Genomic DNA, 25,617 nt, shown 5'->3' on the forward strand with positions numbered 1-25,617 from the left:
CTGAGTGAGTCTGGCACAGCCCCGAAAGGCCTGCATGTGCCCGCTGCGGTGGCCGGGGCGGAGTGGTAGATTGCGCGCTTCGCATGCACTCCACCAAGGACGGAGCGATGTCCAGTTTCCTGCGTTGCCTGCTTGCCCTGGCCTGTGCCGGGGCGGTCGGCGTGGCGTCGGCGGGAACCCCGCCGGGGCCGCAGATCCTCACCACCGATGCCAGCCGCTTCTACGCGCTCTACGACAGCACCGGCGGCAAGCCCAGCATCGCCCAGCTGGCCGGTTACCTGGCCGAAGGCAGTCCGGGCCTGGGTGAACTGGCGAAGGCGCGCCGGGTCACGCCCGAGCGTATGGCCGAGGCCATTGCCAGCCAGCCCGGGGTGTATGCGCAGGGACGCGGTTGCCTTGCAGAGCTGCCGGCGGTGAAGCAGCGCCTGGTGCAGGTGTTCGGCAACCTGCAGGCGATCTATCCGCAGGCCGCGTTTCCGCCGGTGACCATCGCGGTCGGCCGCGGCCGACCGGTCGGGTTGACCTCCAAGAGCGGGGTGATCATCGGCCTGGAAGCGCTGTGCGCAGCCGATTTCATGAATCCCAATGTGCAGGACCGCTTCGTGCACGTGATCGCGCACGAGTACGTGCACATCCAGCAGACCGGCCTGACCGACGTCGAGCCGGGCGACCCGCATGCGACGGTGCTGCGTGTTTCACTGGGCGAAGGCATCGCCGAGTTCATCGGCGAGCTGATTTCCGGCAATGTCGGCAACGGTCGCCACGCGGCCTGGACCCGTGGCCGGGAAGTACATATCGAAAGCGCCTTCGCACTGGATGTGGACAGCACCGATCTGTCGCCGTGGCTGTACAACTACAAGCCCGGTTCGCAGGAACCCTATGATCTGGGCTACTGGGTGGGCTATCGCATCGCCAAGGCCTATTACCTGCAGGCCGAGGACAAGCGTGACGCGGTGCGTGCGCTGATCCAGCAGGACAACCCGAAGGCGATCCTGGCCGCCAGTGGCTGGACGCCAGGCATGTGGATGCCGGCCAAGGTGACCGGCGTGGCGGCGCGGTCGGCGGCACGCTGAGCGCGGGGCCGCGCGCTAGACTGGCGTAGACATTCAACGGAGAGACCCCATGCGTTCCTTGTCCGCTGGCCTGGCCGCGGTTGCCCTCGGTAGCGCGATGAGCGCCCATGGGATGGCGGCCGACGTGCCCGCCATCAACCCGTTGTTGGTGGAACCTGTCGAGCGACTGCGCCCGGACGAGGTGCGCTTCATGCAGCAGCGCCTGGCCGATTGGCCGGAACTGCAGCGTTACCGCGATGCCAACGCGCGATTGCCTGCCGCCGTACCGGGGCAACCACGCGTGGTGCTCTTCGGTGACTCGATCACCGAAGGCTGGGGCAGGGAGGGCAGCGCGACGTTCTTTCCCGGCAAGGGTTGGCTCAATCGCGGGATCAGCGGCCAGACCACGGCGCAGATGCTGGTGCGTTTCCCGCAGGACGTGCTGGCACTCAAGCCGCGGGTGGTGGTGATCCTGGCTGGCACCAACGACATCGCCGGCAACACCGGCCCGTCCACGCAGGCGATGATCGAAGACAACCTGCACGCGATGGTGGACCTGGCTCGTGCACATGGCATTGCCGTGGTGCTGGCATCGGTGCTGCCGGTCAGCGATTACCCGTGGTTGCCGGGCACGGCACCTGCGCCCAAGGTGCGCGCATTGAACGCGGCATTGAAGCGCTATGCCGATGCGAAGCAGCTGGTCTATCTGGACTACTACACGCCGATGGCCAATGCCGCCGGAGGGCTGGATCCGCAGCTGGCCGACGACGGCGTGCATCCCACCGCGAAGGGCTATGCGGTGATGGCGCCGTTGGCCGAGGCGGCGGTCAAGCGCGCAATGGCGCTGGAGTAGGCACAACCCGCACTGCACAGGATCCAGCCCGCCAAGGTACAGTGGCGCCGAAGCTGGCCACGCCGCGTGGCCGCCAGGGACGATGGGGTGGGTGATGCGGAAGGGAATCCAGGGATGGCTTTGCCGCAGTGGCGCAACGATGGCCTTGCTGCTGGCCGCCGTGCCGGCGTCCAGTGCAGACACGGCGGTGCCTTCGCCGCTGACGCGTGAACCGGTGGGCGGCGTTTCGTTGGCCGAATGGACCGCCCGCTGGTGGCGCTGGGCCGACGCCCAGGGCGGCGCGCCCTATCTCGACCCGGATGGCCGTGTGTGTGATCTGGGCCAGGAAGGCCCGGTCTGGAACCTGGCCGGCACCAATGGCCGTTTCCGGCCACATCGCGAATGCGTGGTGCCGGCTGGCAAGTACCTGTTGCTGCCGATCATCAACATGGCGCACTACCAGATGGATGAGGCTGTGTCCTGCAAGGAGCTCCAGGCGGGGGCGGCGGTCAACAACGATTACCTGATCAGCGCGGTGGTGCTGCTGGACGGCCAGCCACTGGGCGACATGCGCAGGCATCGGGTCCGCAGCGAAGGCTGCTTCCGCATGGATGCCGACGACGAACACTCTCGGCTGGCCGCCGCCGACGGCTACTGGGTAATGCTCAAGCCGTTGCCGCCGGGCCGGCATACCCTGAGCGTGGGTGCCAACTACGGCGTGCCGGATGGCGGCGCATACAGCCGCATGCGGCAGTCCTTCGAGTACGTGCTGCACGTGGGAGGGCGCACCCAGGTCGTGTCGCGCGAACCGCACGCGGTGCCGGTGGCGGCCCCCTGAAGCTCAGGCGTCGTCCTGCTTCAACGCCGCATCGGCGGCCAGCAACGCTTCGGCGGCCGCACTGAGCGGCGGCGACGGCGGGGCGACCACGCCGATCGCTTCCATCATCTTCGGCATGCCCAGGAACTGGCGCGCACGCCGGTCGTAGATGCCGGTGACCAGCAGCGCGCGCGTGGCGATCTTCTGCTCGGCGCCGATCAGCACGCGCTGCTCCATGATGCCGCGCGAGCCGACCCAGCCCACCAGGCGCGTTTCCAGGGTGAAGCGCTGGAACGGCTTCAGCTCGCGGCGGAACTGGATGGTGCCGGCGCCGACGATCGGTGCCCACTTCTCGCGCAGCGCAACCCGGCCCAGGCCCATGCGCAGGATCAGGTCCAGCCGGCCCAGGTCGAAGATGTTCCAGTAGCGACCGTTGGTCATGTGCAGGTTGCTGTCCAGGTCGTTGGGCAGCACCCGGAACTGCAGCCGCGAGACCCCGAACGGCGCCTCCAGCTTCGGCCGGAACAGGCTGCACAGCAGCAGGTGGAGCAGGCGGAACCAGAGATTCATGGTTATGACGACTGTTATAGAATCGCCGGTAAGCTAATCTATGACGACTGTCCTGGCAAGGAGCCTGCCGTGAGCCCGCGCCCCTCTGATGCGCCACAACGCGTGATTGATGCTGCGGCACAGATGCTGGCGCGCGTGGGTCTCAATGCCACCAGCATCCGTGAGGTGACCAAGCTGGCCGAGGCGCCGCTGGGCTCCACCTATCACCACTTTCCCGGCGGCAAGCAGGAGTTGCTGGCGCGCGCCACCCACATGGCTGGCGACAAGGTAGAAACGCTGCTGGTGGAGCTGCTGAAGGGTGGGGCGGTGCAGGGCCTGCAGCAGTTCCTGGCGATGTGGCGTGAGCGCTTGCTGCGTTCCGGGTTCCGCGCGGGCTGTCCGGTGCTGGCCGCGGCAGTGGAAGAGCCGGTGGAGGCCGTGCCCAGCCAGGCACGTGTTGCCGCTGCCGAAGTGTTCGCGCGCTGGCAGGGGCATCTCGCCGGAGCCTTCATTGCCGAAGGCCACGAACCTGCGGCGGCGGATGGACTGGCCAGCCTGGTGATTGCCAGCGTGGAAGGCGCAGTGGCGATGTGCCGCGCACTGCAGGACATCGCCCCGTTCGACCAGGTGGCAGCGCAGTTGCTGAAGGAGGCCGCGCGTCCTTGATCCGGCTATCCGCGTGCGGAAGACGCGCAGCAGGTCATCGGAAGATCATCAGATAGCCCCAGCCGAGCACGATGGGCAGGAAGGCGGCGATGGCCGACGCGCCCAACCATCGCAGGTAGCTGCGGGAGGCGGGGGATCCCTGCCGCTTGAGGGCCCAGGCATGCGTCGGGAGCACCAGCAACGCCTGCACCGCAAAGGTGGCCACGGCGGCAAGCCATGCCACCAGGACGCCGAGGCAGCCATCGCTGATGCAGCGGCTACCAAACCACGAACCCCAACCGGCGAGGCCAATCATTGGAACGAACATCACGAGGGCGGTGGAGCGGGTGAGCTGGGAGACGTGCATGCCGTAGAGCATACTTTTTCGTAGCGGAAAGTCATGATCCAGCCGCCGGCGCGCGGGTACAAGGCCGGCGCCAGTGCGGCCTGTGGGTGATGGACCCACGGCCCCATCGCGCTGGAATCCGTCCACCACCGCCTACGCGTGCCCGGCAAGGATGTCCGCATGCAGCATCAGGTTCCCGAAGTCCCTGGCCGCGCTGCCTCCGGCCCCCGGCGGCGGAATGAAGCGCTCACGCCATTTTTCACGCAGTCCACTGAAATTGCCCGTAGACCACGGCAGCGAAGTCGTGCGTGCGCGCCAGCACCTGCAGCAGCGGGGTTGGCCACGCCTGCAGATGGCCCTGATCGTCGCCCTGACCGGTGCGGCCGGATTCCTTGCCTCGTACCTGCTGCGCCTGGCCGGCATCGACGCGATGTTGCTTCGCTACCCGATGGCCGTGTTGCTGGCCTATGGCGTGTTCCTGCTGCTGGTGTGGATCTGGATCCGCTGGCGCTGGGCAACGTACTGGAGGGACTGTCGCCGGATGTGGGCGGTGGCAGCCCATCGCCTCGCATGCAGGGCATGCAGGAACAGGGATGGTGGCGGGTATGCGTGTCGCATACGATCTGGCCGCTGCTCGGCCTGCTGCTGTTTTTCGCCGTACTGGGCTGGCTCGCGCAGGAATGCGTGCCGGGTGCGAGCCATCTGCTGCAGGTCATCCAGGGGGGGGAGTGCGGTTGGCTCCTTCATGTCGCCTGGACCCGCCCCGTTTTCAGCTGCACTGAACAGTAGGCTATGATCGCGGTCGGCCGGGATTCGTGTCCCGGCGGTGTCACCTATCGGGAGCTTGTCGTACTGCATCTGAAACAGGGGCGCTGGATGGCCGGACGCCCACTGGGACACACAACCACTGACGAGGAAGAGCGCATGGATGTCGCTGCACGCAGGAACAGGACGTTGTTTCGTTGGATCATGGTGACGCTGCTGGCGGCGTTGTTGCCGTTTGCAGCACTGGCGCAGCCCGCAGCCGGGCAGGCCGATGGCGCCGAAGCCGCCACCGCCGCGGAAGAGGCGCAGTGCCGCGCCTGTACCTATGAGCGCATTGGAACCAAGGTCGATATCGGCCTGGTGGCACTGGTGTCGCTGCTGGTGGTGGGCCTGCTGACCGCGGCGTCGCGGGAATGGGGCACTACCTCGCAGCGCTGGACCTGCCGCACGCTGGCCCTGCTGCTGGTGGGTGTCGGTCTGGCGTTGCTGTGGTGGGCTGGCAGCGTCGTCTACCTGGGCTACAACCCGTGGCAGGAAATGGCCGCCCCCGCCGATGGCTCGCTCACCTCGACACTGCTCAGTACCTCGCCGAAGTGGTTGGCGGCACTGGTGCTGATCGGCTTGGCGCCTTCCATCTGGAAGCGCAGCGAGCGCCTGCCGGCCTGGCGTATCGGCTGACACTGGAACGGCGGCGCCGGATCACACCCGGCGCCGCCTGCGGTCATCAGTCAAACCGCAAACGCACACCAGCGTAGATGCCACGGCCTTCGCCCGGCGTCGAGCGGGCAATATCCCTGCCTACGTCGTCGTAGCCCGGCGTGACCGTGGCGGTGTAGTGGCGGTTGCCGAGGTTGCGCATCTCCGCCCAGGCCTGCCAGCGGCCACCGGGTGCGTCGTAGCCGATGCGGCTGCCGAAGATCACGTGGCTGTCGGCCCAGTAGCTGTTGGCGTAGTCGACGGCGATGCGCGAGGCGTATTCGGTATTGAGCGCGGCGTACAGGCCGGATGCGTGATCGAAGCGCAGCTCGGCCTGGTAGGCGTGGCGCGGCAGGCCGGGCAGGCGGTTGCTGCCGAAACGCGCGTCGTGGCGGTAGCGGAAATCGCTGAAGGTATAGGCCTGGCGAAGCGACAGCCGGCCCGGTGCAGCCCGCCACAGCGTGCTGTCCAATCCGGCCTCGATGCCGCGGTGAACGGTGGGGCTGGCGTTGTTCTCGGCGATGAACAGGTTCGGCACCGGTTGCAGTTCAACGCTCAGCAGTTCGTGGTTCACGTGCGCGTAGTAGCCGGTCAGTTCCCAGCGGCCCAGCGCCGCGTCACCGCGCGCGCCCAGTTCCAGCGTGGTGGCGGTCTGGTTCTGCATCGGCACCGGCGCGCGCTGGCGGCCGGTAGACGGGCCATTGCCTGGCCCGAAGTACTGGTTCGAGCCCCAGATCATCGACCACGGGTGCGGCGCCTCCACCGAGCGGCTGAGGTTGCCGAACCACTGGGTCCGGGCGCTGTGCTGCCAGGTGAAGCCCAGTCGCGGCGCATGGTCCCAGTCGTGGTCGCGCAGGCGGCCACCGCTGCTCGGCCAGGTCACCTGCACATCGCGACGGGTGTTGATCAGTGCCAGCCCGGTCTGCATGCGCAGGCGGTCATTGAAGGTGAGGGTGTTGCCGACGTGCAGCGTGCTGTCGGTGCCGTGGTGCCGGAAGTCACGCGTGCGCGTGCCGGCGGCATAGCCGGTGCTGGCAAAGCGCAGCGACTCGCGCACATCGGCGTCCAGATCGTGGGTGACGCGCAGGCCGACCGTGGTTTCGCTGTCCAGGCCGAACAGCCGGTGGCGGCGGCGGTAGTCCAGCGTGGCGTTGAGGTTGGCGTAGTCCAGCTGCTGCCGGTACAGGCTCTCGTTCAAGTCCATCGGGTACTTGTGATAGACCAGCCCGGCCTGCAACGAGGAGTCTTCATCGATCTGCAGCGTGGTGACGTTGCCCACCCAGGTGCTGCCCGGCTGCGGGCGACGCGCATCGATGGCCAGGTTGGCCGCATTCGCGGCACGCGGATCGTTACGGATCTGATCGCGGGTCAGGCGACCGGGCGTTTCATGATTGGTTTCGCGGTAGCGCACGAAGAAACGCGTCTGCAGGTCGGGCGTGATCTGCCAGCCGATGTTGGCCATCGCGCCCTTGCCGTCGCCGCGCGCATGACGCTGGTAACCGTCGAATTCGGTATCGGTGTAGGCCAGGAAGTAGTCGACATCACCACTGACGCCGCCCCAGCTGATGCCGCGCTTCTGGTAGCCACGGCTGCCGGCTTCGTAGTGCAGCTGCACGCCCGCCGAATCACGACCGCTGCGGCTGACGTAGTCGATGGCACCGCCCAGCGCCAACGCACCGCGCTCGAAGCCGTTGGCGCCCCGCAGGACTTCCACGCGCGACAGCCACAGCGGTTCCAGCAGCTCGTAGGGCGTGCCGCCCGGGCCGGTCAGTGGCAGGCCGTCGATCGACACCGCAATGCCCGAGGCGTGCGCGCCCGGGCCCCGGTTGATGCCCGAGCCACGGATCGAGATCTTGGTGCCCTCATTACCCGGCGACTGCGCGCTGATACCCGGCTGGTAGGCCAACACATCGGCGCTGGTGGATAGTCGGCTGTCGGCCTTGGCCACGTCGATGACGTTGCTGGCGCCGGGGATGCGCTTCAGGGCCTCGCGCGCCTGCGCGCTGGCATCGGCGGCAGCGGTGACCTGCACGGCATCGAGGGTGGTGGCCTGCGGGGCGGCGGCGGCGGTGGAAGCCAGGGCGAGGGAAACAGCCAGGAACAGCAGCGACGGGTGAGGGCGGTACGACGGAAGCGACATGCGGGAATGCTGTAAACCACGAAAGTGGCGCGCAAGTTAACAGGTCGACAGCGCCGCGTCACCCGCCGGCGGCGTATGGCCGCCCGCCGTGTTCCTGTAGAGCCGAGCCCACGCTCGGCTAATCGCGCGCAGCGCGGGTTGTTTGCCATCGCAACGAAGAGCAGCCGAGCATGGGCTCGGCGCTACAGCAGGGTTTATGGCGAGGGTTTCGCCAGCTTCTTGGCCTTCGCGTACAGCCGATCAGCCGCTTCCCTATCGCCCAATGCCGCATGGCACTCGGCCAGGCTGTCCCACGCGTTGGCCGAATCCGGATACAGCTCGGCGTTGAGCGCGAACACTTTCAGCGCCTTGCTGGCACCAAGACTCTCGCGGATGGCATAGCCATCACCGTTGATCGCACGCTCCAGTTCGCCGGTGGGAACGCCATTGCTGTCGCGCAGCCAGCTACGCATCTGCGGTTTCGCATCGGTGCTGTCATCCAGCGCATAGCCGATCAGCCGCTCGGACAACACCGCATGCGGAAACTCCCCGGGCGCAACCACCGCCATCGTGCTCTCCACCAGCGTGCTGGACCAGACATTGCGGGCGCTGCCATTGGTCAGGTACACGAACACCCAGTAGCCGCTGGCCAGCGTGCCCTTGTAGGCCAATCGCGCACGTACACGGCTGCCACCATCGTGGCCGACCTGGGTGTAGCCGTCGCTGCGGGTGGTGTCCCAGCCGGTGGAGAAGAAGTTGCTGCCGCCACCGCTCAGCTTCTGCGGCTGCCAGAGTTTTTCCAGGGTCGCCGTGCGCACCAGCTTGCCGGTCGCCAGCGCCTGCAGGAAACGGTTCATGTCGCCCACGGTGGTCTGCAGGTCGGCATGCCCCCAGCCGTAGTTGGGCCAGGGATCTTCATTGGCCGGTTGCAACGCGCCATCCTTGCCGATGTACGGCACCGCCGCGCGCTCGACCGGCACGTTGGCGATGCCCCATGACGTGCTGGTCATCTTCAATGGCTGCAGGATGCGTTCGCGCGCGATGGCCGGGTAGGGCGTGCGGTAGTGTGCTTCCAGCAGCGCTGTCAGTACCAGGTAGTTGGCCTGGGTGTACTGCATGCGGCTGCCGGTGGCGAACTGCATCGGTGCCGCACCGGCCACCTTCAGTGCCGCGCCAAGGTCAGGCGCTACACCGGGGTAGCCCTTGCTCACCCAGCGGTTATCCACCCGGTCGTAGTACTCGCCGATGCCGGAGCTGTGGTTGAGGAAATCGCGCACACGGATCGCCCGCCATGCTGCGGGCAAGTCCGGCACATAGCGGCTGGCCGGTGCATCCAGATCCACCTTGCCCTGATCGACCAGTTGCATCACCAGCGTGCTGGTCAGCAGCTTGGCCATCGACTGCGCGGCGAAGATGGTCTCGACGGTGGCAGGGGCATGGGCAGCGGGATCACGTTCACCGCTGGCGCCCTGGTAGAGCACCTGGCCGTTGTGTGTGACCAGTACCGCCTGGCCGGCAATGCCGTAGCGCTCGCGGTTGCTCTGCAGTTGGGCGTCGAGCTGAGTGGAGAGAGTGGTGGGGACGTCACGCGCCGAAGCGGGCGGGATCGCAAACAGCGTGCAGAGCAGTGCGGCAGCGAGCGTGCGGTACATCGCGGTGATCCATCAGCGGTGATGGCGCATGTTGGTCACGACCGACGAGCGGGTCAAGGCCGCCGATTCCCGCATCGGGGAGAGCCGGCCAGCGGCCGGCACTACCACACGTTTCGGTAGTGCCGGCCGCTGGCCGGTACCTCCGTGATCAGCCGAGGATTCCCGGCAGATCCAGTCCCTTTTCCTTCGCGCAGTCGATCGCGATGCCATACCCCGCATCGGCATGGCGCATCACGCCAGTGGCCGGGTCGTTCCACAGCACGCGGCCAATCCGCTTCGCCGCCGCTTCGGTGCCATCACAGACAATCACCATGCCGGCGTGCTGCGAGAAGCCCATGCCCACGCCGCCACCGTGGTGCAGCGACACCCACGTCGCGCCGCTGGCGGTGTTGAGCAGGGCGTTCAGCAGCGGCCAGTCGGACACCGCATCGGAACCGTCGGCCATCGCTTCGGTTTCGCGGTTCGGCGAAGCGACGCTGCCGCTGTCCAGATGGTCACGACCGATCACCACCGGTGCCTTCAGTTCGCCGTTGGCCACCATTTCATTGAAGGCCAGGCCGAGGCGATCACGATCACCCAGGCCGACCCAGCAGATGCGTGCCGGCAGGCCCTGGAACTTGATCTTCTCGGCGGCCATGTCCAGCCAGCGGTGCAGGTGCGGGTTGTCCGGAATCAGTTCCTTCACCTTTGCATCGGTCTTGGCGATGTCTTCCGGATCACCGCTCAGTGCGGCCCAGCGGAACGGGCCGATGCCGCGGCAGAACAGTGGACGGATATAGGCCGGCACGAACCCCGGGAAATCGAAGGCATTGGCCACGCCTTCTTCCAGTGCCATCTGCCGCAGGTTGTTGCCGTAGTCCACGGTCGGCACGCCCAGCGCGTGGAAGCCGAGCATGGCGCGGATGTGGTTGGCCATCGATGCACGCGCGGCCTTCTCCACTTCCTTGGGGGCGGAAGCGCGCTTCTCATCCCACTGTTCGACCGTCCAGCCCTGCGGCAGGTAGCCGTTCACCGGGTCGTGCGCGGAGGTCTGGTCGGTCAGCAGGTCCGGCTTCACGCCGCGCTTGAGCAGTTCGGCCAGCACATCGGCAACGTTGCCGAGCAGGCCCACCGACTTCGGCGTGCCGGCCTTGCACGACTCGTCGATCAGGCGCAGCGATTCGTCTAGGTTGTCGGTCCAGGTATCCAGGTAGCCGGTGCGCAGGCGCATGTCGATGCTGCTCTTGCGGCACTCGACGGCCAGGCAGGAGGCGCCGGCCATCACGGCAGCCAGCGGCTGTGCACCACCCATGCCGCCGAGGCCACCGGTGAACAGCCACTTCCCGGTCAGGTCGCCGCCGAAATGCTGGCGCCCCATTTCCACGAAGGTCTCGTAGGTGCCCTGCACGATGCCCTGCGCACCGATGTAGATCCAGCTGCCGGCGGTCATCTGGCCGTACATGGCCAGGCCTTTCCTATCCAGCTCGTTGAAGTGGTCCCAGTTGGACCAGCGCGGCACCAGGTTGGAATTTGCGATCAGCACGCGCGGCGCGTCGGCGTGGGTGCGGAACACGCCTACCGGCTTGCCCGACTGCACCAGCAGGGTCTGGTCGTCGTCCAGGCGCTTGAGCGTCTCGACGATGGCATCGAAGCTTTCCCAGTCGCGCGCGGCGCGGCCGATGCCGCCGTACACCACCAGTTCCTGCGGGCGCTCGGCCACGTCCGGGTGCAGGTTGTTCATCAGCATGCGCAGCGGCGCTTCGGTCAGCCAGCTTTTGGCGTTGAGCGTGGTGCCGGTCGGCGCGGCAATGGTGCGGGACGGGTCGTTGCGGGTCATGCGGCGCTCCGGTTCGTAGCGAATTCAAGGCAGGCGTTGAGCACCTGCGCCAGGGTGTGGCGCAGCGGTGCGGCGTGGGCGGGGTCGAGCGGGGTGGGCCAGCTGTGTTCGTCCACCTGGTCGGGCAGCGGCTCGTGCATGTAGCCGCGGCAGGCAAGTTCCATCTGCAGGCTATGCACGCCGCCCGGGATGTTGCTGTAGTGGCGGGTGATCCAGCCGCCCTTGAAGCGGCCGTTGCGCACCTGGCTCATGCCACTGAGCGCCAGCAGGTTCTCCACCACATCGCTCAAGGCGTTGTCGCAGGAGGTGTCCGGTGCACCGGAGGGGCCGGCGGTACCCAGGTTGAACTGCGGCAGCTCGCCTTCGAACAGGTGCGGGATGTGTGAGCGGATAGAGTGCGCGTCGTACACCACCACGGTAGCGTGGCGTGCGCGCAGGCGCGTGATCTGCGCCGCCAGCGCATCGTGGTAAGGCAGGAAATACGTGTCGCGGCGACGGGCGATTTCCGCTTCGTCCGGTTCGCGCCCGGCGTGATACAGCGGCTGGTTGTCGAAGGTGGTCAGCGGGCACAGGCCGGTGGTGTTCTGGCCTGGGTACAGCGAGACGCCGCTGGGATCGCGGTTGAGGTCGATCACCGAACGCGAGATCGCCGAGCGCACCGTGGTCGCCCCCATGCCGCGCACGAAGTCGTACAGTTCGTGTACCCACCAGTCTGCGTCGCGGCGGGCCAGCCACGGCGAGTGGTAGTCGCCGATCAGGTCGTGCGGCAGCTCGCTGCCGGTATGTGGGAAGCTGACGATCAACGGGGCGTCGCCCTCGTGCACCGTCAGCCATTCGGGATGGGTATTCATGCCTGCGGTTCCACGGTTGGCAACAGGTCGGTCAGGCCCTGCGCCAGCGCGCCACTGCGCACCAGATTCGTGGCGGTCACCATGTCCGGATGGAAGTAGCGGTCTTCTTCCAGCGTCGGCACCTGCGCACGCAGGGTGGCGCGCACGGTTTCCAGCGCGGCGCTGGAGCGCAGTGGGGCGTGGAAGTCGCAGCCCTGCGCAGCGGCCAGCAGCTCGATGCCAATCACGTTGGCCGCGTTCTCGGCCATCTGCATCAGCCGGCGCGCGGCGTGCGCGGCCATCGACACATGGTCTTCCTGGTTGGCCGAGGTCGGGATCGAGTCAACGCTGGCGGGGTAGGCGCGCTGCTTGTTTTCCGAGACCAGCGCCGCGGCAGTCACCTGCGGAATCATGAAACCGGAATTCAAACCGGGGCGCGGGGTCAGGAAGGCGGGCAGGCCGGACAGCGCCGGGTCCACCAGCATCGCCAGGCGGCGCTCGCTGATCGAGCCAATCTCGCACACCGCCATCGCCAGCATGTCGGCGGCAAAGGCCACCGGCTCGGCGTGGAAGTTGCCACCGGACAGCGCTTCGCCGGTATCGGTGAACACCAGCGGATTGTCGGACACGCCGTTGGCTTCGATTTCCAGCGTGGTCGCGGCCTGGCGCAGGATGTCCAGCGCCGCGCCCATCACCTGCGGCTGGCAGCGCAGGCAGTAGGGATCCTGCACGCGCACGTCGTTGTCACGGTGTGATTCGCGGATGTCCGAGCCCTGCATCAGCGTGCGCAGGGTGGCGGCGGTGGCGATCTGCCCGCGCTGGCCGCGGATGGCGTGGATGCGGGGGTCGAAGGGCGTGTCGGAACCCTTGGCCGCTTCCACCGACAGCGCGCCGGTCACCAGTGCGGCCTGGAACACGGTCTCGATCTCGAACAGGCCCGCCAGCGCATAGGCGGTGGAGAACTGGGTGCCGTTGAGCAGCGCCAGGCCTTCCTTCGCGCCCAGCTCGATCGGTTGCAGGCCGGCACGTGCCAGTGCATCGACCGCCGGCAGGCGCTCGTCGCCAAGGAAGGCTTCGCCTACGCCCAGCATCACGCTGGCCAGGTGCGAGAGCGGCGCCAGGTCACCCGAGGCACCCACCGAGCCCTGTGCGGGCACCACCGGCAGCACGCCCTTGACCAGCATCGCTTCCAGCAGCAGCAGGGTCTCCTCGCGAATGCCTGACGCACCCTGCGCCAGGCTGACCAGCTTAAGCGCCATCATCAGGCGCACCACGCTGGCCGGCATCGGCTCGCCCACGCCAGCGGCATGCGAGAGCACGATGTTCCGCTGCAGGGTGGCCAGATCTTCGCGCTCGATGCGCACGCTGGCCAGCTTGCCGAAGCCGGTGTTGATGCCATACACCGGCGCGCCCTTGGCGACGATGGCGGCCACCGCCGCCGCACTGGCGCGCACCACCGGCAGCGCGGCCGGGTCCAGTGCGAGCGGCGCACCGCGATAGACCTGCCGCCACTGGGCGAGAGTGACATGGCCGGGGCGAAGAACCAGGGTGTTGCTCATGTGTTGCTCCAGGAGGCAGGCAGGTCGGGCTGTCCGCGCACCACGCGCGCGTGCAGCGGGTTGAATCCAATGCGATAGACCAGGTCGGCGGGGGCATCGATGTCCCAGATCGCCAGGTCGCAGTCCATGCCCACCGCCAGGCGGCCGATGCGCTCGCCATGGCCCAGTGCGCGCGCCGCTTCACGGGTGAAGCCGGCGATGCACTCGTCCACGGTCAGGCGGAACAGGGTGGCGCCCATGTTCATCGCCAGCAGTGGGCTGGTCAGCGGCGAAGTGCCCGGGTTGCTGTCGGTGGCCAGCGCCAGCGGTACGCCGGCCGCACGCAGCGCGGCGATCGGCGGCAGGGTGGTATCGCGGGTGAAATAGAAGGCACCGGGCAGCAGCACGGCGACGGTACCGGCAGCGGCCATCGCGGCGATGCCGGCATCGTCCAGATGTTCGATATGGTCGGCCGACAGTGCCCCGAAGCGGGCCGCCAGTTCGGCGCCATGCTGGTTGCTCAGCTGCTCGGCGTGGATCTTCACCGACAGCCCGTTGGCGCGCGCCGCTTCAAAGACCTGGCGCGCCTGCGCCGGCGAGAAGGCGATGTTCTCGCAGAACACATCCACCGCTTCGGCCAGGCCTTCGGCGGCGATGGCCGGAATCATCACGTTGCACACCTCGTCGGTGTATTCCTGTGCTTCGCGGCCTGGCGGAACCGCGTGTGCGCCGAGGAAGGTGGTCACCACGTTGACCCGGCATTCCTCGCCCAGCGCACGCGCCACCTGCAGCTGCTTGCGCTCGTCGGGCAGGGTCAGGCCGTAGCCGGACTTGATCTCGAGGGTGGTCACGCCCTCGGCGCGCATCGCCAGCAGGCGTGGCCGGCTTTCGCGGGCCAGCTGTTCCGGCGTGGCGGCACGGGTGGCGCGCACGGTGGAAACGATGCCGCCGCCGGCACGGGCGATCTCGGCATAGCTGACGCCCTGCAGGCGCTGCTCGAACTCGTTGGCGCGGTTGCCGGCGTAGACCAGGTGGGTATGGCAGTCGATCAGGCCGGGCGAAATCCAGCGGCCTTCGCCGTCGATGCGGGTGGTCGGCTGCAGGTGGGCATCGCTGCCGACCGCGCCGACATGGACGATGCGGCCGTCGGCGCAGGCCAGGACGCCATCGCGGATGACACCCAGCCCTTCGCCATCAAGGGTGATCAGGTGGACGTTGGACCAGAGGGTATCGACGTGCATGGCATCCACAACGCGGCTGTGCTTATATGTCTATACAATATAGGCGTCCATTTCGGGTTGTCCAGCCATGTCCGATTCGCGTTCCCCGCACAGTTTCCATGCCGCCCACGCCCTGCTGGCCGAGGGTTGGGTCCGCGATGTCCGCCTGCAGGTGCAGGACGGTCGCATCGCGGCCATCAGCACGGGGCAGGGCGCGCAGTCGGGCGACACCCGCGTCGGCATCCTGGTGCCGGGCCTGCCCAACCTGCACAGCCATGCTTTCCAGCGCGGCATGGCCGGGCTGACCGAGATCGGCGGCGGCGACGGTGACAGCTTCTGGAGCTGGCGCGAGCTGATGTACCGTTTCCTGGCCCACCTGCGCCCAGACGCGGTGCAGGCCATTGCCGCCCAGGCCTATATGGAAATGCTGGAAAGTGGCTTCACCCGCGTCGGTGAATTCCATTACCTGCACCACGACGCCGAGGGCCACGCCTATGCCAACCGCGCCGAGATGAGTGCACGGATCGCGGCGGCAGCCGAGCAGACCGGCATCGGCCTGACCCTGCTGCCGGTGTTCTATGCGCATGCCGATTTCGGCGGGGCGGCGCCGAATCCAGCGCAGCGGCGCCTGATCCACGACGTGGACGGCTTCGCGCAGCTGCTGGAGGCCGCCAAGCCGGCCTTGGCCGCGCTGCCCGACGCGGTGCTCGGCATCGCACCGCACAGCCTGCGTGCGGTCACCGGCGAGGAACTGAGTGCGTTGCTGCCGCTGACCGACGGCCCGGTGCACATCCATATCGCCGAGCAGGTGCGCGAAGTGGAGGCCTGCCTGGCCTGGAGCGGCCAGCGCCCGGTGCAGTGGCTGTACAACCATGCGCCGGTGGATGCGCGCTGGTGCCTGGTGCATGCCACCCATATCACTGATGACGAGCGCGCGGCCATCGTCGCCAGCCAGGCCGTGGCCGGCCTGTGCCCGATCACCGAGGCCAACCTGGGCGACGGCCTGTTCCCGATGCAGGCGTTCGCGCGCGAGGGCGGGCGCTTCGGCGTCGGTTCCGATTCCAATGTGCTGATCGACGCGGCCGAAGAACTGCGCCTGCTCGAATACGGCCAGCGTCTGACCCTGCGCGGTCGCAACGTACTGGCCCCGGATGCCACCCGCAGCACCGGCCGCTTCCTGTTCGAAGGCGCACTGCACGGTGGCGCACAGGCGCTGGGCGTGGCCGCCGGCCTGCAGGTCGGCGCCAGTGCCGACCTGGTTGAACTGGACGCCGCACACCCGGCGCTGCAGGCGCGACAGGATGACGCATGGCTTGACAGCTGGGTGTTCGCCGCACGTAATGGCGCGCTGCGATCGGTCTGGCGCCATGGCCGCCAGTGCGTGGCCGAGGGCCGCCACCTGCAGCGCGAGGCGATCACCAGCGCCTTCGCTGCCGCCCTGCGCGGCGTGCTGGGCTGATCGCCTCCCGCCACCGAGACCCCATTACGTGAAGGCCAGCAAGTCCGCCACGCTCAACCAGCGTATCCGCAGCGATCTGGAAAGCCGCATCCTCAGTGGAGAGTGGGCGCCGGGCTTCCGGATTCCGTACGAGCACGAGTTGATGGAGCAGTACGGATGCTCGCGGATGACGGTGAACAAGGTGCTGACCGCACTGGCCGAGAGCGGCATGATCGAGCGCCGCCGTCGCGCGGGTTCGTTCGTGGCGCGTCAGCCACCGCACCTGGAGCAGGTGGCGCTGGAGATTCCCGATATCGCGATGGAAGTCGGCTCGCGGGGACATCAGTACGCCTATCGACTGCTGCAGCGCGACCTGCGCCTGGCCGATGCCGGCAATGCCGGCGAAGTCGAGCTGGCCGGCAGCGAAATGCTGCTGGCGATGCGCTGCCTGCACCTGGCCGATGGCCGCCCGCTGGCACTGGAGCACCGCCTGATCAGCCCGGTGGGCGTGCCCGAGGTGTTGGAGGTCGACTTCAGCACCACCGCCCCGGGCAGCTGGCTGCTGCAGAACGTGTCCTGGACCCGTGCCCAGCATCGCATCAGTGCCTGGGGCGCGGATACTGCCACCGCCAGGCTGCTGGATGTGAAGCCCGGTACCGCCTGCCTGGTGATCGAACGCCTGACCTGGCGTGGCGAACAGCCGATCACCCGCGTTCGCCAGGTGTTCCTGGGGGATGCCTGGGACCTGGTGGCGCGCTTCGCGCCGGGCGCGCGATAGGGATTCCATCCACGCATGGCGTGGATCTACTCTGCCGAAACGACTGTCGCCTTGAACTCTGTCGGGGCGTGTGTACGATGTGTATCGTCCCTGCATGAAGAGCAGGGACCTCATCCGGGAACTGGAAGCGGCAGGTTGGATCTGTCGTCGATCCGCGGATCCCATCATGTATTCGTGCACTCGCAGCACCCTCACATCATCACCGTTCCTCACCCAAGGAAGGATCTGGGGAAAGGGCTGGTGCAGGCGTTGCGGAAGCTCGCAGGACTGACGTAGGAGGGCCCATGCGATATCCAGTCTTGATCGAGGCGGGCGATGAGCGCACCGCGTGGGGTGTGGTCGTTCCAGATCTGCCGGGGTGCTTCTCAGCGGCCGACACGCTTGATGATGCGCTCACTGCGGCGGAAGAGGCGGCGCTCGCCTGGATTGATGTGGCCCTGGATGAGGGGCGCTCGATTCCGACACCTTCAGCGCCGCAGAAGATCGCCGCCGAGGCATCCAAGGACATCTGTTGGATTCTTGCGTACATCTGCGTTGATCCGGCTCTGCTGGACGACACCATCGAGCGGGTCAATATCAGCCTGCCACGCCGGATCCTGGCGAGGCTGGATGCGCAGGCTAGAGCGGCGGGTGAATCGCGCTCCAGTTACATCGCCCATCTCGCGGCATTGGGCTGAGCAGGCGCCATGTGGAGCCGAGCCCATGCTCGGCTGCTGTTCGCGCGTGGCTCAACTCTGCAAAGGCATCCACGCGTGGCGTGGATCTACCAAGGGGTCGCGCATCGGGATTCAGTAGATCCACGCCATGCGCGGATGCTGCGCCATCAATACGTAGCGCACTGCCGCCAGCGTACGGGCTCATCCACGCCGGGGCGGGCGTTGAGCTGGATGCGCACGTTGCGCAGCGCGGGGTAGTGCAGCACTTCCTCGCAGACCAGCGGCCACACCGCGTCCAGTTCGCCGGTGCGGTTGATCGCCAGTGTCTGCCGGGTCAGCCAGACACCGCTGGCGATGCCGGGCTTGCCGGCCAGGGCGCGGGCCAGATCGGCCTGGAAGCGCTCCAGCGTGGCGGCATCGGGGTCGGGATTGCTGCGCGCGTCGGTCGCGGGGGCGACGGCAGGCGTGGGAGCGGGGGCGGCCGCAGGGACTGCTTCGATCGGGGCGGGTGCGGCTGAAGGCGCGGCCGAAGGCGTCGGCACCACCGGCGCCGCAGCAACCGGAGCGGGCTCTTCCACATGCAGGCCCTGCAGACCCAGGCCGACAAGCAGCCCCAGCGTGGCCGCACCCAGTGCGGCAATGGCAATGCGGCGCAGCGCTTCGTGCCGGGCGCTGGCGCGCACGCGCGCTTCGATATCGGCAGGGAGGTAGGGCTGCAGCAACGGCCACAGGCGCGGCCCGTCCAGCACTTCAACCGCCTGCTTCTCGGCGGCGCCACGGCCGTCGCGCTCGATACGGCCTTCGGTCAGCAGTACGCCACCCTTGGCGCCGGCCAGGCGCGCGGCCGCACCCAGTTCGTTCACTGCGGCGGTGCCGATGCGGTAGGCCAGGCCGTGCTTGCACGACACCAGCCATTGATTGGGGCCATCGCTGAGCAGGAAGTCGCTGCTCGGCTCGCGGGCATCTTCGGCCGGATCGATCAGCTCACGCAGGCCGCGCTGTTCGCGCAGCATGCGCTTGACCAGAACCGAGAATTCGCGCCAGTGCATGCCTGCCAGGGCCTGCAGGCCGAGTTGCATCTCCTTCTGCCGCCGCTTGATCCACCACAGATAGACAACGGCCAGGGAACAGGTAAGCAGGGCCGACAGCAGGGCCAGGATCCAGGGGAGCATGCAGGAGTAGGGCGGAAGGGGCGAAAGCGGAGAGCGACAGTGTAAAGGTCGCGGTGCCCGGCTGGGTCAGGATGTTCCTGACAGGAAGCGTGATGGAGCGCGCAGAACGGTATACGACGGACACGAAAAACCCGCCAATCCTGAAGCCGTGAGGGGAGGGAACAAACGGCAGCCGAAGCGATTGGCGGGTTGCTCGCGATTGTCAATCAAAATTTATTGCATTGCAACAATTGCGCTCAGGGAATGCTGTCCGGCGATTGATGGCTGCCCGGTGCGGGGGCATCTGCACCCGAAGCTGCCCGGTTTTCCAGCCTGGCCAGGCGCGCGTGCAGGGCATCGATGCGGGCTTCCAGCGCGGTCACCTCGTCGGCAGTGGGTACATGCAGGCGCTTGAGCACGCCCTGTACCTGGTCATCAAAGGCCTTCTCGACCTTGTTCCAGGTGCCGGAGGCCTTCTCGCGGGCCTCGTCCAGTGAGGTTTCGACGTTGTCACGCCAGCCCGGGCCCTGTTCGCTGTTGCGTTCACGGCGGCGGGCTTCCCAGGCTTCGCCTTCCTTCACCAGGCCGTCGAAGAAGCGGCTGCCCTCGGCCTGCGCGCGCCCCAGCGCACCCAGCCCGGCCAGCCAGACCTGTTGCGCCGAATCGCTGAGCTTGCGCGAGAAGCGCTCGGCCTGGTCACCGAAAGAGGCGTCGTCGTTGCGGCGGTCGTCGTTCTCGTAGTGGTTCATCGCACTTCCCGTGGGAGTTGGGCCTGCCCCGAGAGTAGCGCGCGGTGGCGTTGCACGGCCGTGATGGCCGCCGCCAGGATTCAGCCCAGCTTTTCCTTCAGCACGCGCTGGATCTCGCCTTCGACCATGCCCTTCATCGCCGACAGCAGGAAACCGAGCTTGGCGGTCACGCGCACGGCGCCCGGCTGCAGTTCGATCGCACCGTCCACACCGCTGCCGGAGAAGTTCAGGACGTCGGCGGTCCAGGACGACTTCAGGCCGAAGCGCTCGGACAGCTTGACAGCGACCTGTTCGATCGCGGCGCGCGCCTGTGCGTCGGGCAGGGCGTGGGCGTGGCGGACATCGATGGTGGACATGCAGGCTCCTGGCGCAGGGCGGGGATGATCAAAGAGGGCGAGCATTGTGCGCATCAAGGGCCGCCGCGCCAAGCACTCATCGTGGGTTCTTCTTCGTTGGCGACCAACCTGCTAGGCTGCGCCGCGTGCAGAACCTGCTAGTTCACTTCAGTCAGCAACAACAGCCCGACCAGCCCCTGCGGCCCGGGGTGCAGCGCATCGTGCGCCAGGCCAACGGCAGCGTGCGGCTCGGTGATGCCGGCCACGGCGCCCTGCTGCTGGCCCAGTTCTGCATGGACGATCGCGGCCTCTGGCTGCAGGTCGGCAATGGCATCCGCGGCATCCACGTCAATGGTCGACCGGTGCGCCGGATGGCCCTGCTGCGCGCGGGCGATGCGGTATACGTGGATGGCGTGGAGATGGTGCTGCAGGGCGAAGTCGAGAGCCTGCTGCAGGCGCCTGCGCCGAAGAACGAGGATGGCAGCGACGAGCAGCAACGACTGCTGCGCGGTGTCGGTGGCCTGCACCATGGCCGCAGTTTCACCCTGTCGCAGGCCCGCCTGATCGGCCGCGGCAACGAGGCCGACATCGCCATCGATGACCCGGCCTTCGCCGAACAGCATGCCCGCGTGGAAGTGCACGGCGAGCGCGTGCTGCTGCGCGACCTGGGCAGCGCCGACGGTACCCGGGTCAACGGCGTGGCCGTGCGCCACTGCTGGCTGCAGGCCGGCGACCAGGTCGTGTTCGATGGCCAGCACCGGTTCGTGCTGGAAGTGCCGCACGATCCGCGCCGGCGGCCGCTGCCCGCCGAGGACGACGCCAGCCACGAGGCCGAGCAGGCGCCGGTGCTGCCGGCCGCGCCGCGCAGGGTCCGGCGCTGGCCGTGGCTGCTGGTGAGTGCGCTGCTGCTGGCCGCACTGCTCAGCCTGCTGCTCTGGTTCGGCGCGCGCTGATCTGAATCCGCTGGGTCCGCGCGGTGGTGGGTGCCGACCTTGGTCGGCACGCTCCGTCGGCGGGCTTGACGCCTGGCAGCACACGGCTTTGGTAGGTGCCGACCTTGGTCGGCACGCTTTTTCGGCGGGCATGACGCCTGGCAGCACACGGCTTTGGTAGGTGCCGACCTTGGTCGGCACGCTTTTCCGGCGGGCATGACGCCTGACGGCGTACGCCGACCAAGGTCGGCGACTACCGGGGCTTTGCTGCTGATCTGAATCCGCTGGGTCCGCGCGCTGGTGGGTGCCGACCTTGATCGGCACGCTCCGTCGGCGGGCTTGACGCCTGGCAGCACACGGCTTTGGTAGGTGCCGACCTTGGTCGGCACGCTTTTTCGGCGGGCATGACGCCTGACGGCGTACGCCGACCGAGGTCGGCGACTACCGGCGCCACGCCGGCGGCGAATGGATTCCAATGAAACCAAATTTCCCTTGCCGCACTAGGCCGCAAGGCTGGTGCACTGCGGCATACTAGGGGTCTTGCCCCACAGGTGTGACATGACGCGCGCGTTCAACTTCAGTGCCGGCCCTGCGACCTTGCCGGAATCGGTCCTGCGCCAGGCGCAGGCGGAAATGCTGGACTGGCACGGTAGTGGTGCCTCGATCGTGGAAATGAGCCATCGCGGCGCGGAATTCATGTCCGTGGCCGCCGAGGCCGAGGCCGACCTGCGCCGCCTGCTCGATATCCCCGACGACTACGCGGTGCTGTTCCTGTCCGGTGGTGCCACCACCCAGCAGGCGCTGATCCCGCTCAACTTCGCCAGCCCCGGCCAGCGCGCCGACTACGTGGTCAGTGGCCATTGGGGAAAGACTGCGGTCAAGCAGGCCGGCGTCTACGTCGACGTCAACATTGCCGCCAGCAGCGAGCCCGACGGCTATCGCACGCTGCCGCCCCGCGCCGACTGGCAGCTCTCGCCCGACGCCGCCTATGTGCACATCACCGCCAACGAGACCATCCACGGCGTCGAGTTCCGTGATGTGCCGGATACCGGCGATGTGCCGCTGGTGGCGGACTTCAGCTCGTCCATCGCCAGCGAGCCGCTGGATGTACGCCGCTACGGTGTGATCTATGCCGGCGCGCAGAAGAACCTGGGCCCGGTCGGCATCGCAGTGATGATCGTCCGCCGCGATCTGCTCGAGCGTACTGGCCAGCCGCGCGCGGACATCTTCGATTACCGCTCGCATGTCGCCCGCGATTCGATGCTCAACACCCCGCCGACCTGGAACTGGTACCTGGCCGGCCTGGTGTTCAAGTGGATGCTGGCCGAAGGCGGCGTGGCCGAATTCGCCAGGCGCAATGCCGCCAAGGCGGCACTGGTGTACGGCGCCATCGATGGCTCCGGCGGCTTCTACCGCAACGAGGTCGCGCATGCGGCACGCTCGCGGATGAACATCCCGTTCTTCCTGCCCGATGCCGGGCTTGATGCCCGCTTCGTCGCCGAAGCCAAGGCTGCCGGCCTGCTGGCGCTGAAGGGACACAAGGTGGTCGGGGGCATCCGTGCCTCGCTGTACAACGCCATGCCGCTGGCCGGGGCCGAGGCGCTGGTCGCCTTCATGGCCGATTTCCAGCAGCGTCACGGCTGAGCAATGAACGGCGCGCACCGTCGGGTGCGGGTCCCGCAACAAGGAATTCCGATGGCAAGCAGCAAATCCAGCAAGAAGGCGCCGAAGAAGGCCGAACCGGCCAAGGACAGCGCGCCCAGCAAGGCGAAGGGCAAGGCCAAGGCCGCCTCGAACCCGGCACCCACCCTGGCACCGCTGGCGCTGGCCGATGTGCGCTCGAAGATCGACCAGATCGACCGTGACATCCAGAGCCTGATCGCCGAGCGCGCGCGCTTCGCCCACCAGGTCGGCAAGGCCAAGGGCAAGCTGGCCGCCGCTGTCGACTACTACCGCCCCGAGCGCGAAGCGCAGGTGCTGCGCATGGTGGTGGACCGCAATGAAGGCCCGCTCAGCGACGAGCTGCTGGTGCATGTCTATCGCGAGATCATGTCGGCCTGCCTGGCCCAGCAGGAGCCGCTGAAGATCGGCTACCTCGGCCCGGAAGGCACCTTCAGCCAGCAGGCCGTGCTCAAGCACTTCGGCCGCTCCGCGCTGGGCCTGCCGATGGCCAGCATCGAGGAAGTATTCCAGGAAGTGGAAGCGGGCAACGCCGATTTCGGCGTGGTGCCGGTGGAGAATTCGGGACAGGGCACCATCCAGATCACCCTGGACATGTTCCTGACCTCCAACCTGAAGATCTGTGGCGAAGTGGAACTGCGCGTGCAGCAGTACCTGATGTCGCGCAGCGGCCGCATCGAGGACATCGAGCGCATCTACGCACACCCGCAGTCGTTCATGCAGACCTCGGCGTGGCTGCGCGCCAACCTGCCGAAGGCCGAGAAGATTCCGGTATCCAGCAACGCCGAAGGCGCGCGTCGCGCGCGCAACGCCGATGATGCGGCGGCCATTGGTGGCGAGAGCGCCGGCCACGTGTACGGCCTGAAGAAGGTGGTCACCAAGCCGATCCAGAACGATGCCGACAACACCACCCGCTTCCTGGTGGTGGGTCGCAACATCTTCCCGACCTCCGGCCACGATCGCACGTCGGTGCTGGTGTTCATCCATGACAAGCCCGGTGCGCTGTTCGATGTGCTCAGCCCGTTCGCCCGCCACGGCATCAGCATGAACCGCATCGAGTCGCGGCCGTCGCACCACGGCAAGTGGGAATACGGCTTCTTCATCGATCTGGCCGGCCACATCGACGACGCGCCGATGCAGGCGGCGCTGGCCGAACTGGAAGCGCACTCGGCGCAGATCAAGGTGCTGGGCTCCTACCCGGTGGCCGTGCCCTGAGTGCTGCTGTGGCGGCCCTGGCCGCCGCTCCCTGATGCATCGCCGGCGCTGCCGGCGTTTACGGAACGATCGAACGATGAGCAACGCGCAACACTGGATCGCCCGCAAGGGCCAGCCGCTGCAGGGCAGCCTGACCATTCCCGGCGACAAGTCGGTCTCGCACCGCTCGGTGATGTTCGCCGCGCTGGCCGATGGCACTTCGCATATCGAAGGCTTCCTGGAAGGCGAGGACACCCGCGCCACCGCGCGCATCTTCAGCCAGCTGGGTGTGCGCATCGAAACCCCCAGCCCGTCGCAGCGCATCGTGCATGGTGTGGGTATCGACGGCCTGAAAGCACCGGAGGCACCGCTGGACTGCGGCAATGCCGGCACCGGCATGCGCCTGCTGGCCGGCCTGCTGGCGGGCCAGGCGTTCGACTGCACGCTGATCGGCGATGAGTCGCTGTCCGGCCGCCCGATGCGCCGTGTCACCGGCCCGCTGTCGCAGATGGGCGCAAGGATCGATACCCAGGACGACGGCACGCCGCCGCTGCAGGTGCATGGCGGCCAGACGCTGCATGGCATCGACTTCGCCTCGCCGGTGGCCAGCGCACAGATCAAGTCGGCCGTGCTGCTGGCCGGCCTGTACGCGCAGGGCGAAACCCGCGTGGTGGAACCCCACCCGACCCGCGACTACACCGAACGCATGCTGTCCGCGTTCGGCGTGGACATCGAATTCTCGCCGGGCAAGGCGCGCCTGCGGGGCGGCCAGCGCCTGCGCGCCACGGACATCGTAGTGCCGGCCGATTTTTCCTCGGCGGCGTTCTACCTGGTCGCCGCCAGCATCATTCCCGGTTCCGAACTGCGCCTGAAGCAGGTTGGCCTGAACCCGCGTCGCACCGGCCTGCTGCACGCGCTGCGCCTGATGGGGGCGGATATCAGCGAAGAGAATCCGGCCGAGCAGGGCGGTGAGCCGGTGGCCGATCTGGTGGTGCGCTACGCTCCGCTGAAGGGCGCGCGTATTCCCGAAGCACTGGTGCCGGACATGATCGACGAGTTCCCGGCGCTGTTCGTGGCCGCCGCCGCCGCCGAAGGCCAGACCGTGGTGAGCGGTGCTGCCGAACTGCGGGTGAAGGAATCCGATCGTCTTGCGGCGATGGCCACTGGCCTGCGCGCGCTGGGCATGCAGGTGGACGAGACCGAGGATGGCGCCACCCTGCACGGCGGGGCTCGGCTGGGGAGTGGCACCATCGAAAGCCACGGCGACCATCGCATCGCCATGGCATTCGCCATTGCCGGCCAGATCAGCGACGGCGAAGTGCGCATCAACGACATCGCCAACGTCGCCACGTCCTTCCCGGACTTCGATGGCCTGGCGCGCAGCGCCGGCTTCAACCTGGCCTGATCGGCGGATCGCGTTTTCCGGTAGGTGCCAACCTTGGTTGGCACGCTCACATCACCCGGTAGGTGCCAACCCTGGTTGGCATGCTCACATCGCCCGGTAGGTGCCAACCTTGGTTGGCACGCTCACATCACCCGGTAGGTGCCAACCCTAGTTGGCACGCTCACATCGCCCGGTAGGTGCCAACCTTGGTTGGCACGCTCACATCACCCGGTAGGTGCCAACCCTGGTTGGCACGCTCACATCGCCCGGTAGGTGCCAGCCCTGGTTGGCACGCTCACATCGCCCGGTAGGTGCCAACCTTGGTTGGCACGCTCACATCACCCGGTAGGTGCCAACCTTGGTTGGCACGCTCACATCACCCGGTAGGTGCCAACCTTGGTTGGCACGCTCACATCACCCGGTAGGTGCCAACCTTGGTTGGC

General features: G+C 67.5%; 24 protein-coding genes and 1 pseudogene. 14 read left to right on the plus strand and 11 right to left on the minus strand.

Annotation, left to right across the window (positions count from 1 at the left end; translation table 11 throughout):
- Positions 1-107: 107 nt before the first annotated feature.
- From AC5P8F_RS07775 to AC5P8F_RS07785, 3 genes are all read left to right on the plus strand, one after another.
- A complete protein-coding gene (locus AC5P8F_RS07775; protein WP_049442474.1) occupies positions 108-1,073 on the plus strand; it encodes a DUF2268 domain-containing putative Zn-dependent protease in 966 nt (321 codons plus the stop codon).
- A 49-nt stretch (positions 1,074-1,122) separates the two neighbouring features.
- Entirely contained in the window at positions 1,123-1,905 is a 783-nt protein-coding gene (locus AC5P8F_RS07780; RefSeq protein WP_049442475.1) for an SGNH/GDSL hydrolase family protein, read from the plus strand.
- A gap of 139 nt (positions 1,906-2,044) precedes the next feature.
- Positions 2,045-2,722, plus strand: a complete 678-nt coding sequence (locus AC5P8F_RS07785) for a hypothetical protein (protein ID WP_495219859.1) — start codon at positions 2,045-2,047, stop codon at positions 2,720-2,722.
- 3 nt (positions 2,723-2,725) lie between these two features.
- On the opposite strand, the gene AC5P8F_RS07790 is transcribed toward AC5P8F_RS07785, so the two are convergent.
- A complete protein-coding gene (locus tag AC5P8F_RS07790; RefSeq protein WP_012511531.1) occupies positions 2,726-3,271 on the minus strand; it encodes a thioesterase family protein in 546 nt (181 codons plus the stop codon).
- A 69-nt stretch (positions 3,272-3,340) separates the two neighbouring features.
- Between AC5P8F_RS07790 and AC5P8F_RS07795 the strand changes: the two genes are divergently transcribed.
- Complete coding sequence (locus AC5P8F_RS07795; RefSeq protein WP_495219860.1) at positions 3,341-3,916, plus strand: TetR/AcrR family transcriptional regulator; 576 nt, start codon at positions 3,341-3,343, stop codon at positions 3,914-3,916.
- Between the two features lie 34 nt (positions 3,917-3,950).
- Here AC5P8F_RS07795 and AC5P8F_RS07800 read toward each other — a convergent pair whose 3' ends face one another.
- On the minus strand, positions 3,951-4,274 hold the full coding sequence (locus tag AC5P8F_RS07800; RefSeq protein WP_075076612.1) for a hypothetical protein: 324 nt from the start codon (positions 4,272-4,274) through the stop codon (positions 3,951-3,953).
- A 205-nt stretch (positions 4,275-4,479) separates the two neighbouring features.
- Here AC5P8F_RS07800 and AC5P8F_RS07805 point away from each other — a divergent pair.
- Positions 4,480-4,910: pseudogene (locus tag AC5P8F_RS07805) on the plus strand (hypothetical protein); the annotation flags it as partial.
- A gap of 255 nt (positions 4,911-5,165) precedes the next feature.
- A complete protein-coding gene (locus AC5P8F_RS07810) occupies positions 5,166-5,684 on the plus strand; it encodes a hypothetical protein (RefSeq protein WP_014647630.1) in 519 nt (172 codons plus the stop codon).
- A 46-nt stretch (positions 5,685-5,730) separates the two neighbouring features.
- On the opposite strand, the gene AC5P8F_RS07815 is transcribed toward AC5P8F_RS07810, so the two are convergent.
- From AC5P8F_RS07815 to hutI, 6 genes are all read right to left on the minus strand, one after another.
- The gene (locus AC5P8F_RS07815; RefSeq protein WP_495219861.1) at positions 5,731-7,842 is read right to left on the minus strand and encodes a TonB-dependent receptor family protein; all 2,112 of its coding nucleotides are present in this window, start codon (positions 7,840-7,842) and stop codon (positions 5,731-5,733) included.
- A gap of 194 nt (positions 7,843-8,036) precedes the next feature.
- Positions 8,037-9,473, minus strand: a complete 1,437-nt coding sequence (locus AC5P8F_RS07820) for a serine hydrolase (protein ID WP_495227840.1) — start codon at positions 9,471-9,473, stop codon at positions 8,037-8,039.
- Between the two features lie 148 nt (positions 9,474-9,621).
- The gene (gene hutU, locus AC5P8F_RS07825) at positions 9,622-11,289 is read right to left on the minus strand and encodes a urocanate hydratase (protein WP_495227841.1); all 1,668 of its coding nucleotides are present in this window, start codon (positions 11,287-11,289) and stop codon (positions 9,622-9,624) included.
- Positions 11,286-12,140: an N-formylglutamate deformylase gene (hutG, locus tag AC5P8F_RS07830; protein ID WP_126411121.1), complete on the minus strand. Its 855-nt coding sequence runs from the start codon at positions 12,138-12,140 to the stop codon at positions 11,286-11,288. The genes hutU and hutG overlap by 4 nt, the downstream gene beginning before the upstream one ends.
- Positions 12,137-13,678 carry a histidine ammonia-lyase gene (hutH, locus tag AC5P8F_RS07835; protein WP_495227843.1) on the minus strand — a complete coding sequence of 514 codons (1,542 nt, stop codon included), beginning with the start codon at positions 13,676-13,678 and terminating at the stop codon, positions 12,137-12,139. The genes hutG and hutH overlap by 4 nt, the downstream gene beginning before the upstream one ends.
- A complete protein-coding gene (gene hutI / locus AC5P8F_RS07840; RefSeq protein ID WP_495227844.1) occupies positions 13,675-14,898 on the minus strand; it encodes an imidazolonepropionase in 1,224 nt (407 codons plus the stop codon). Before hutI ends, hutH begins: the two co-directional genes overlap by 4 nt.
- A 67-nt stretch (positions 14,899-14,965) precedes the next feature.
- Here hutI and AC5P8F_RS07845 point away from each other — a divergent pair, with 67 nt between their 5' ends.
- The 4 genes from AC5P8F_RS07845 to AC5P8F_RS07860 are packed head-to-tail and all read left to right on the plus strand — an operon-like array spanning position 14,966 to position 17,770.
- The gene (locus AC5P8F_RS07845; RefSeq protein ID WP_481452827.1) at positions 14,966-16,336 is read left to right on the plus strand and encodes a formimidoylglutamate deiminase; all 1,371 of its coding nucleotides are present in this window, start codon (positions 14,966-14,968) and stop codon (positions 16,334-16,336) included.
- 28 nt (positions 16,337-16,364) lie between these two features.
- Entirely contained in the window at positions 16,365-17,093 is a 729-nt protein-coding gene (hutC, locus tag AC5P8F_RS07850) for a histidine utilization transcriptional repressor HutC (protein WP_032957259.1), read from the plus strand.
- 15 nt (positions 17,094-17,108) lie between these two features.
- Positions 17,109-17,369: a type II toxin-antitoxin system HicA family toxin gene (locus tag AC5P8F_RS07855; protein WP_478409008.1), complete on the plus strand. Its 261-nt coding sequence runs from the start codon at positions 17,109-17,111 to the stop codon at positions 17,367-17,369.
- An 8-nt stretch (positions 17,370-17,377) separates the two neighbouring features.
- Positions 17,378-17,770: a type II toxin-antitoxin system HicB family antitoxin gene (locus AC5P8F_RS07860; protein ID WP_041863589.1), complete on the plus strand. Its 393-nt coding sequence runs from the start codon at positions 17,378-17,380 to the stop codon at positions 17,768-17,770.
- A gap of 146 nt (positions 17,771-17,916) precedes the next feature.
- Here AC5P8F_RS07860 and AC5P8F_RS07865 read toward each other — a convergent pair whose 3' ends face one another.
- The 3 genes from AC5P8F_RS07865 to AC5P8F_RS07875 form a co-directional block, all read right to left on the minus strand.
- Positions 17,917-18,921, minus strand: a complete 1,005-nt coding sequence (locus AC5P8F_RS07865) for a restriction endonuclease (protein ID WP_481452830.1) — start codon at positions 18,919-18,921, stop codon at positions 17,917-17,919.
- A 236-nt stretch (positions 18,922-19,157) separates the two neighbouring features.
- Positions 19,158-19,649: a phasin family protein gene (locus tag AC5P8F_RS07870; protein WP_049442483.1), complete on the minus strand. Its 492-nt coding sequence runs from the start codon at positions 19,647-19,649 to the stop codon at positions 19,158-19,160.
- 80 nt (positions 19,650-19,729) lie between these two features.
- Positions 19,730-20,005 (minus strand): polyhydroxyalkanoic acid system family protein, encoded by a 276-nt coding sequence (locus AC5P8F_RS07875; RefSeq protein WP_495227848.1) that lies wholly within the window; start codon positions 20,003-20,005, stop codon positions 19,730-19,732.
- A gap of 125 nt (positions 20,006-20,130) precedes the next feature.
- Here AC5P8F_RS07875 and AC5P8F_RS07880 point away from each other — a divergent pair, with 125 nt between their 5' ends.
- From AC5P8F_RS07880 to aroA, 4 genes are all read left to right on the plus strand, one after another.
- Positions 20,131-20,937, plus strand: coding sequence for an FHA domain-containing protein (locus tag AC5P8F_RS07880; RefSeq protein ID WP_032961655.1), 807 nt, complete (start codon positions 20,131-20,133; stop codon positions 20,935-20,937).
- Between the two features lie 537 nt (positions 20,938-21,474).
- Positions 21,475-22,560, plus strand: coding sequence for a 3-phosphoserine/phosphohydroxythreonine transaminase (serC, locus tag AC5P8F_RS07885; RefSeq protein ID WP_014647617.1), 1,086 nt, complete (start codon positions 21,475-21,477; stop codon positions 22,558-22,560).
- Positions 22,561-22,611: 51 nt separating this feature from the next.
- A complete protein-coding gene (gene pheA / locus AC5P8F_RS07890; RefSeq protein ID WP_111207050.1) occupies positions 22,612-23,811 on the plus strand; it encodes a prephenate dehydratase in 1,200 nt (399 codons plus the stop codon).
- Between the two features lie 76 nt (positions 23,812-23,887).
- A complete protein-coding gene (gene aroA / locus AC5P8F_RS07895; protein ID WP_478409004.1) occupies positions 23,888-25,195 on the plus strand; it encodes a 3-phosphoshikimate 1-carboxyvinyltransferase in 1,308 nt (435 codons plus the stop codon).
- Positions 25,196-25,617: the final 422 nt, after the last annotated feature.

The sequence above is a fragment of the Stenotrophomonas sp. YJH_SMC_69 genome, from assembly GCF_059370495.1.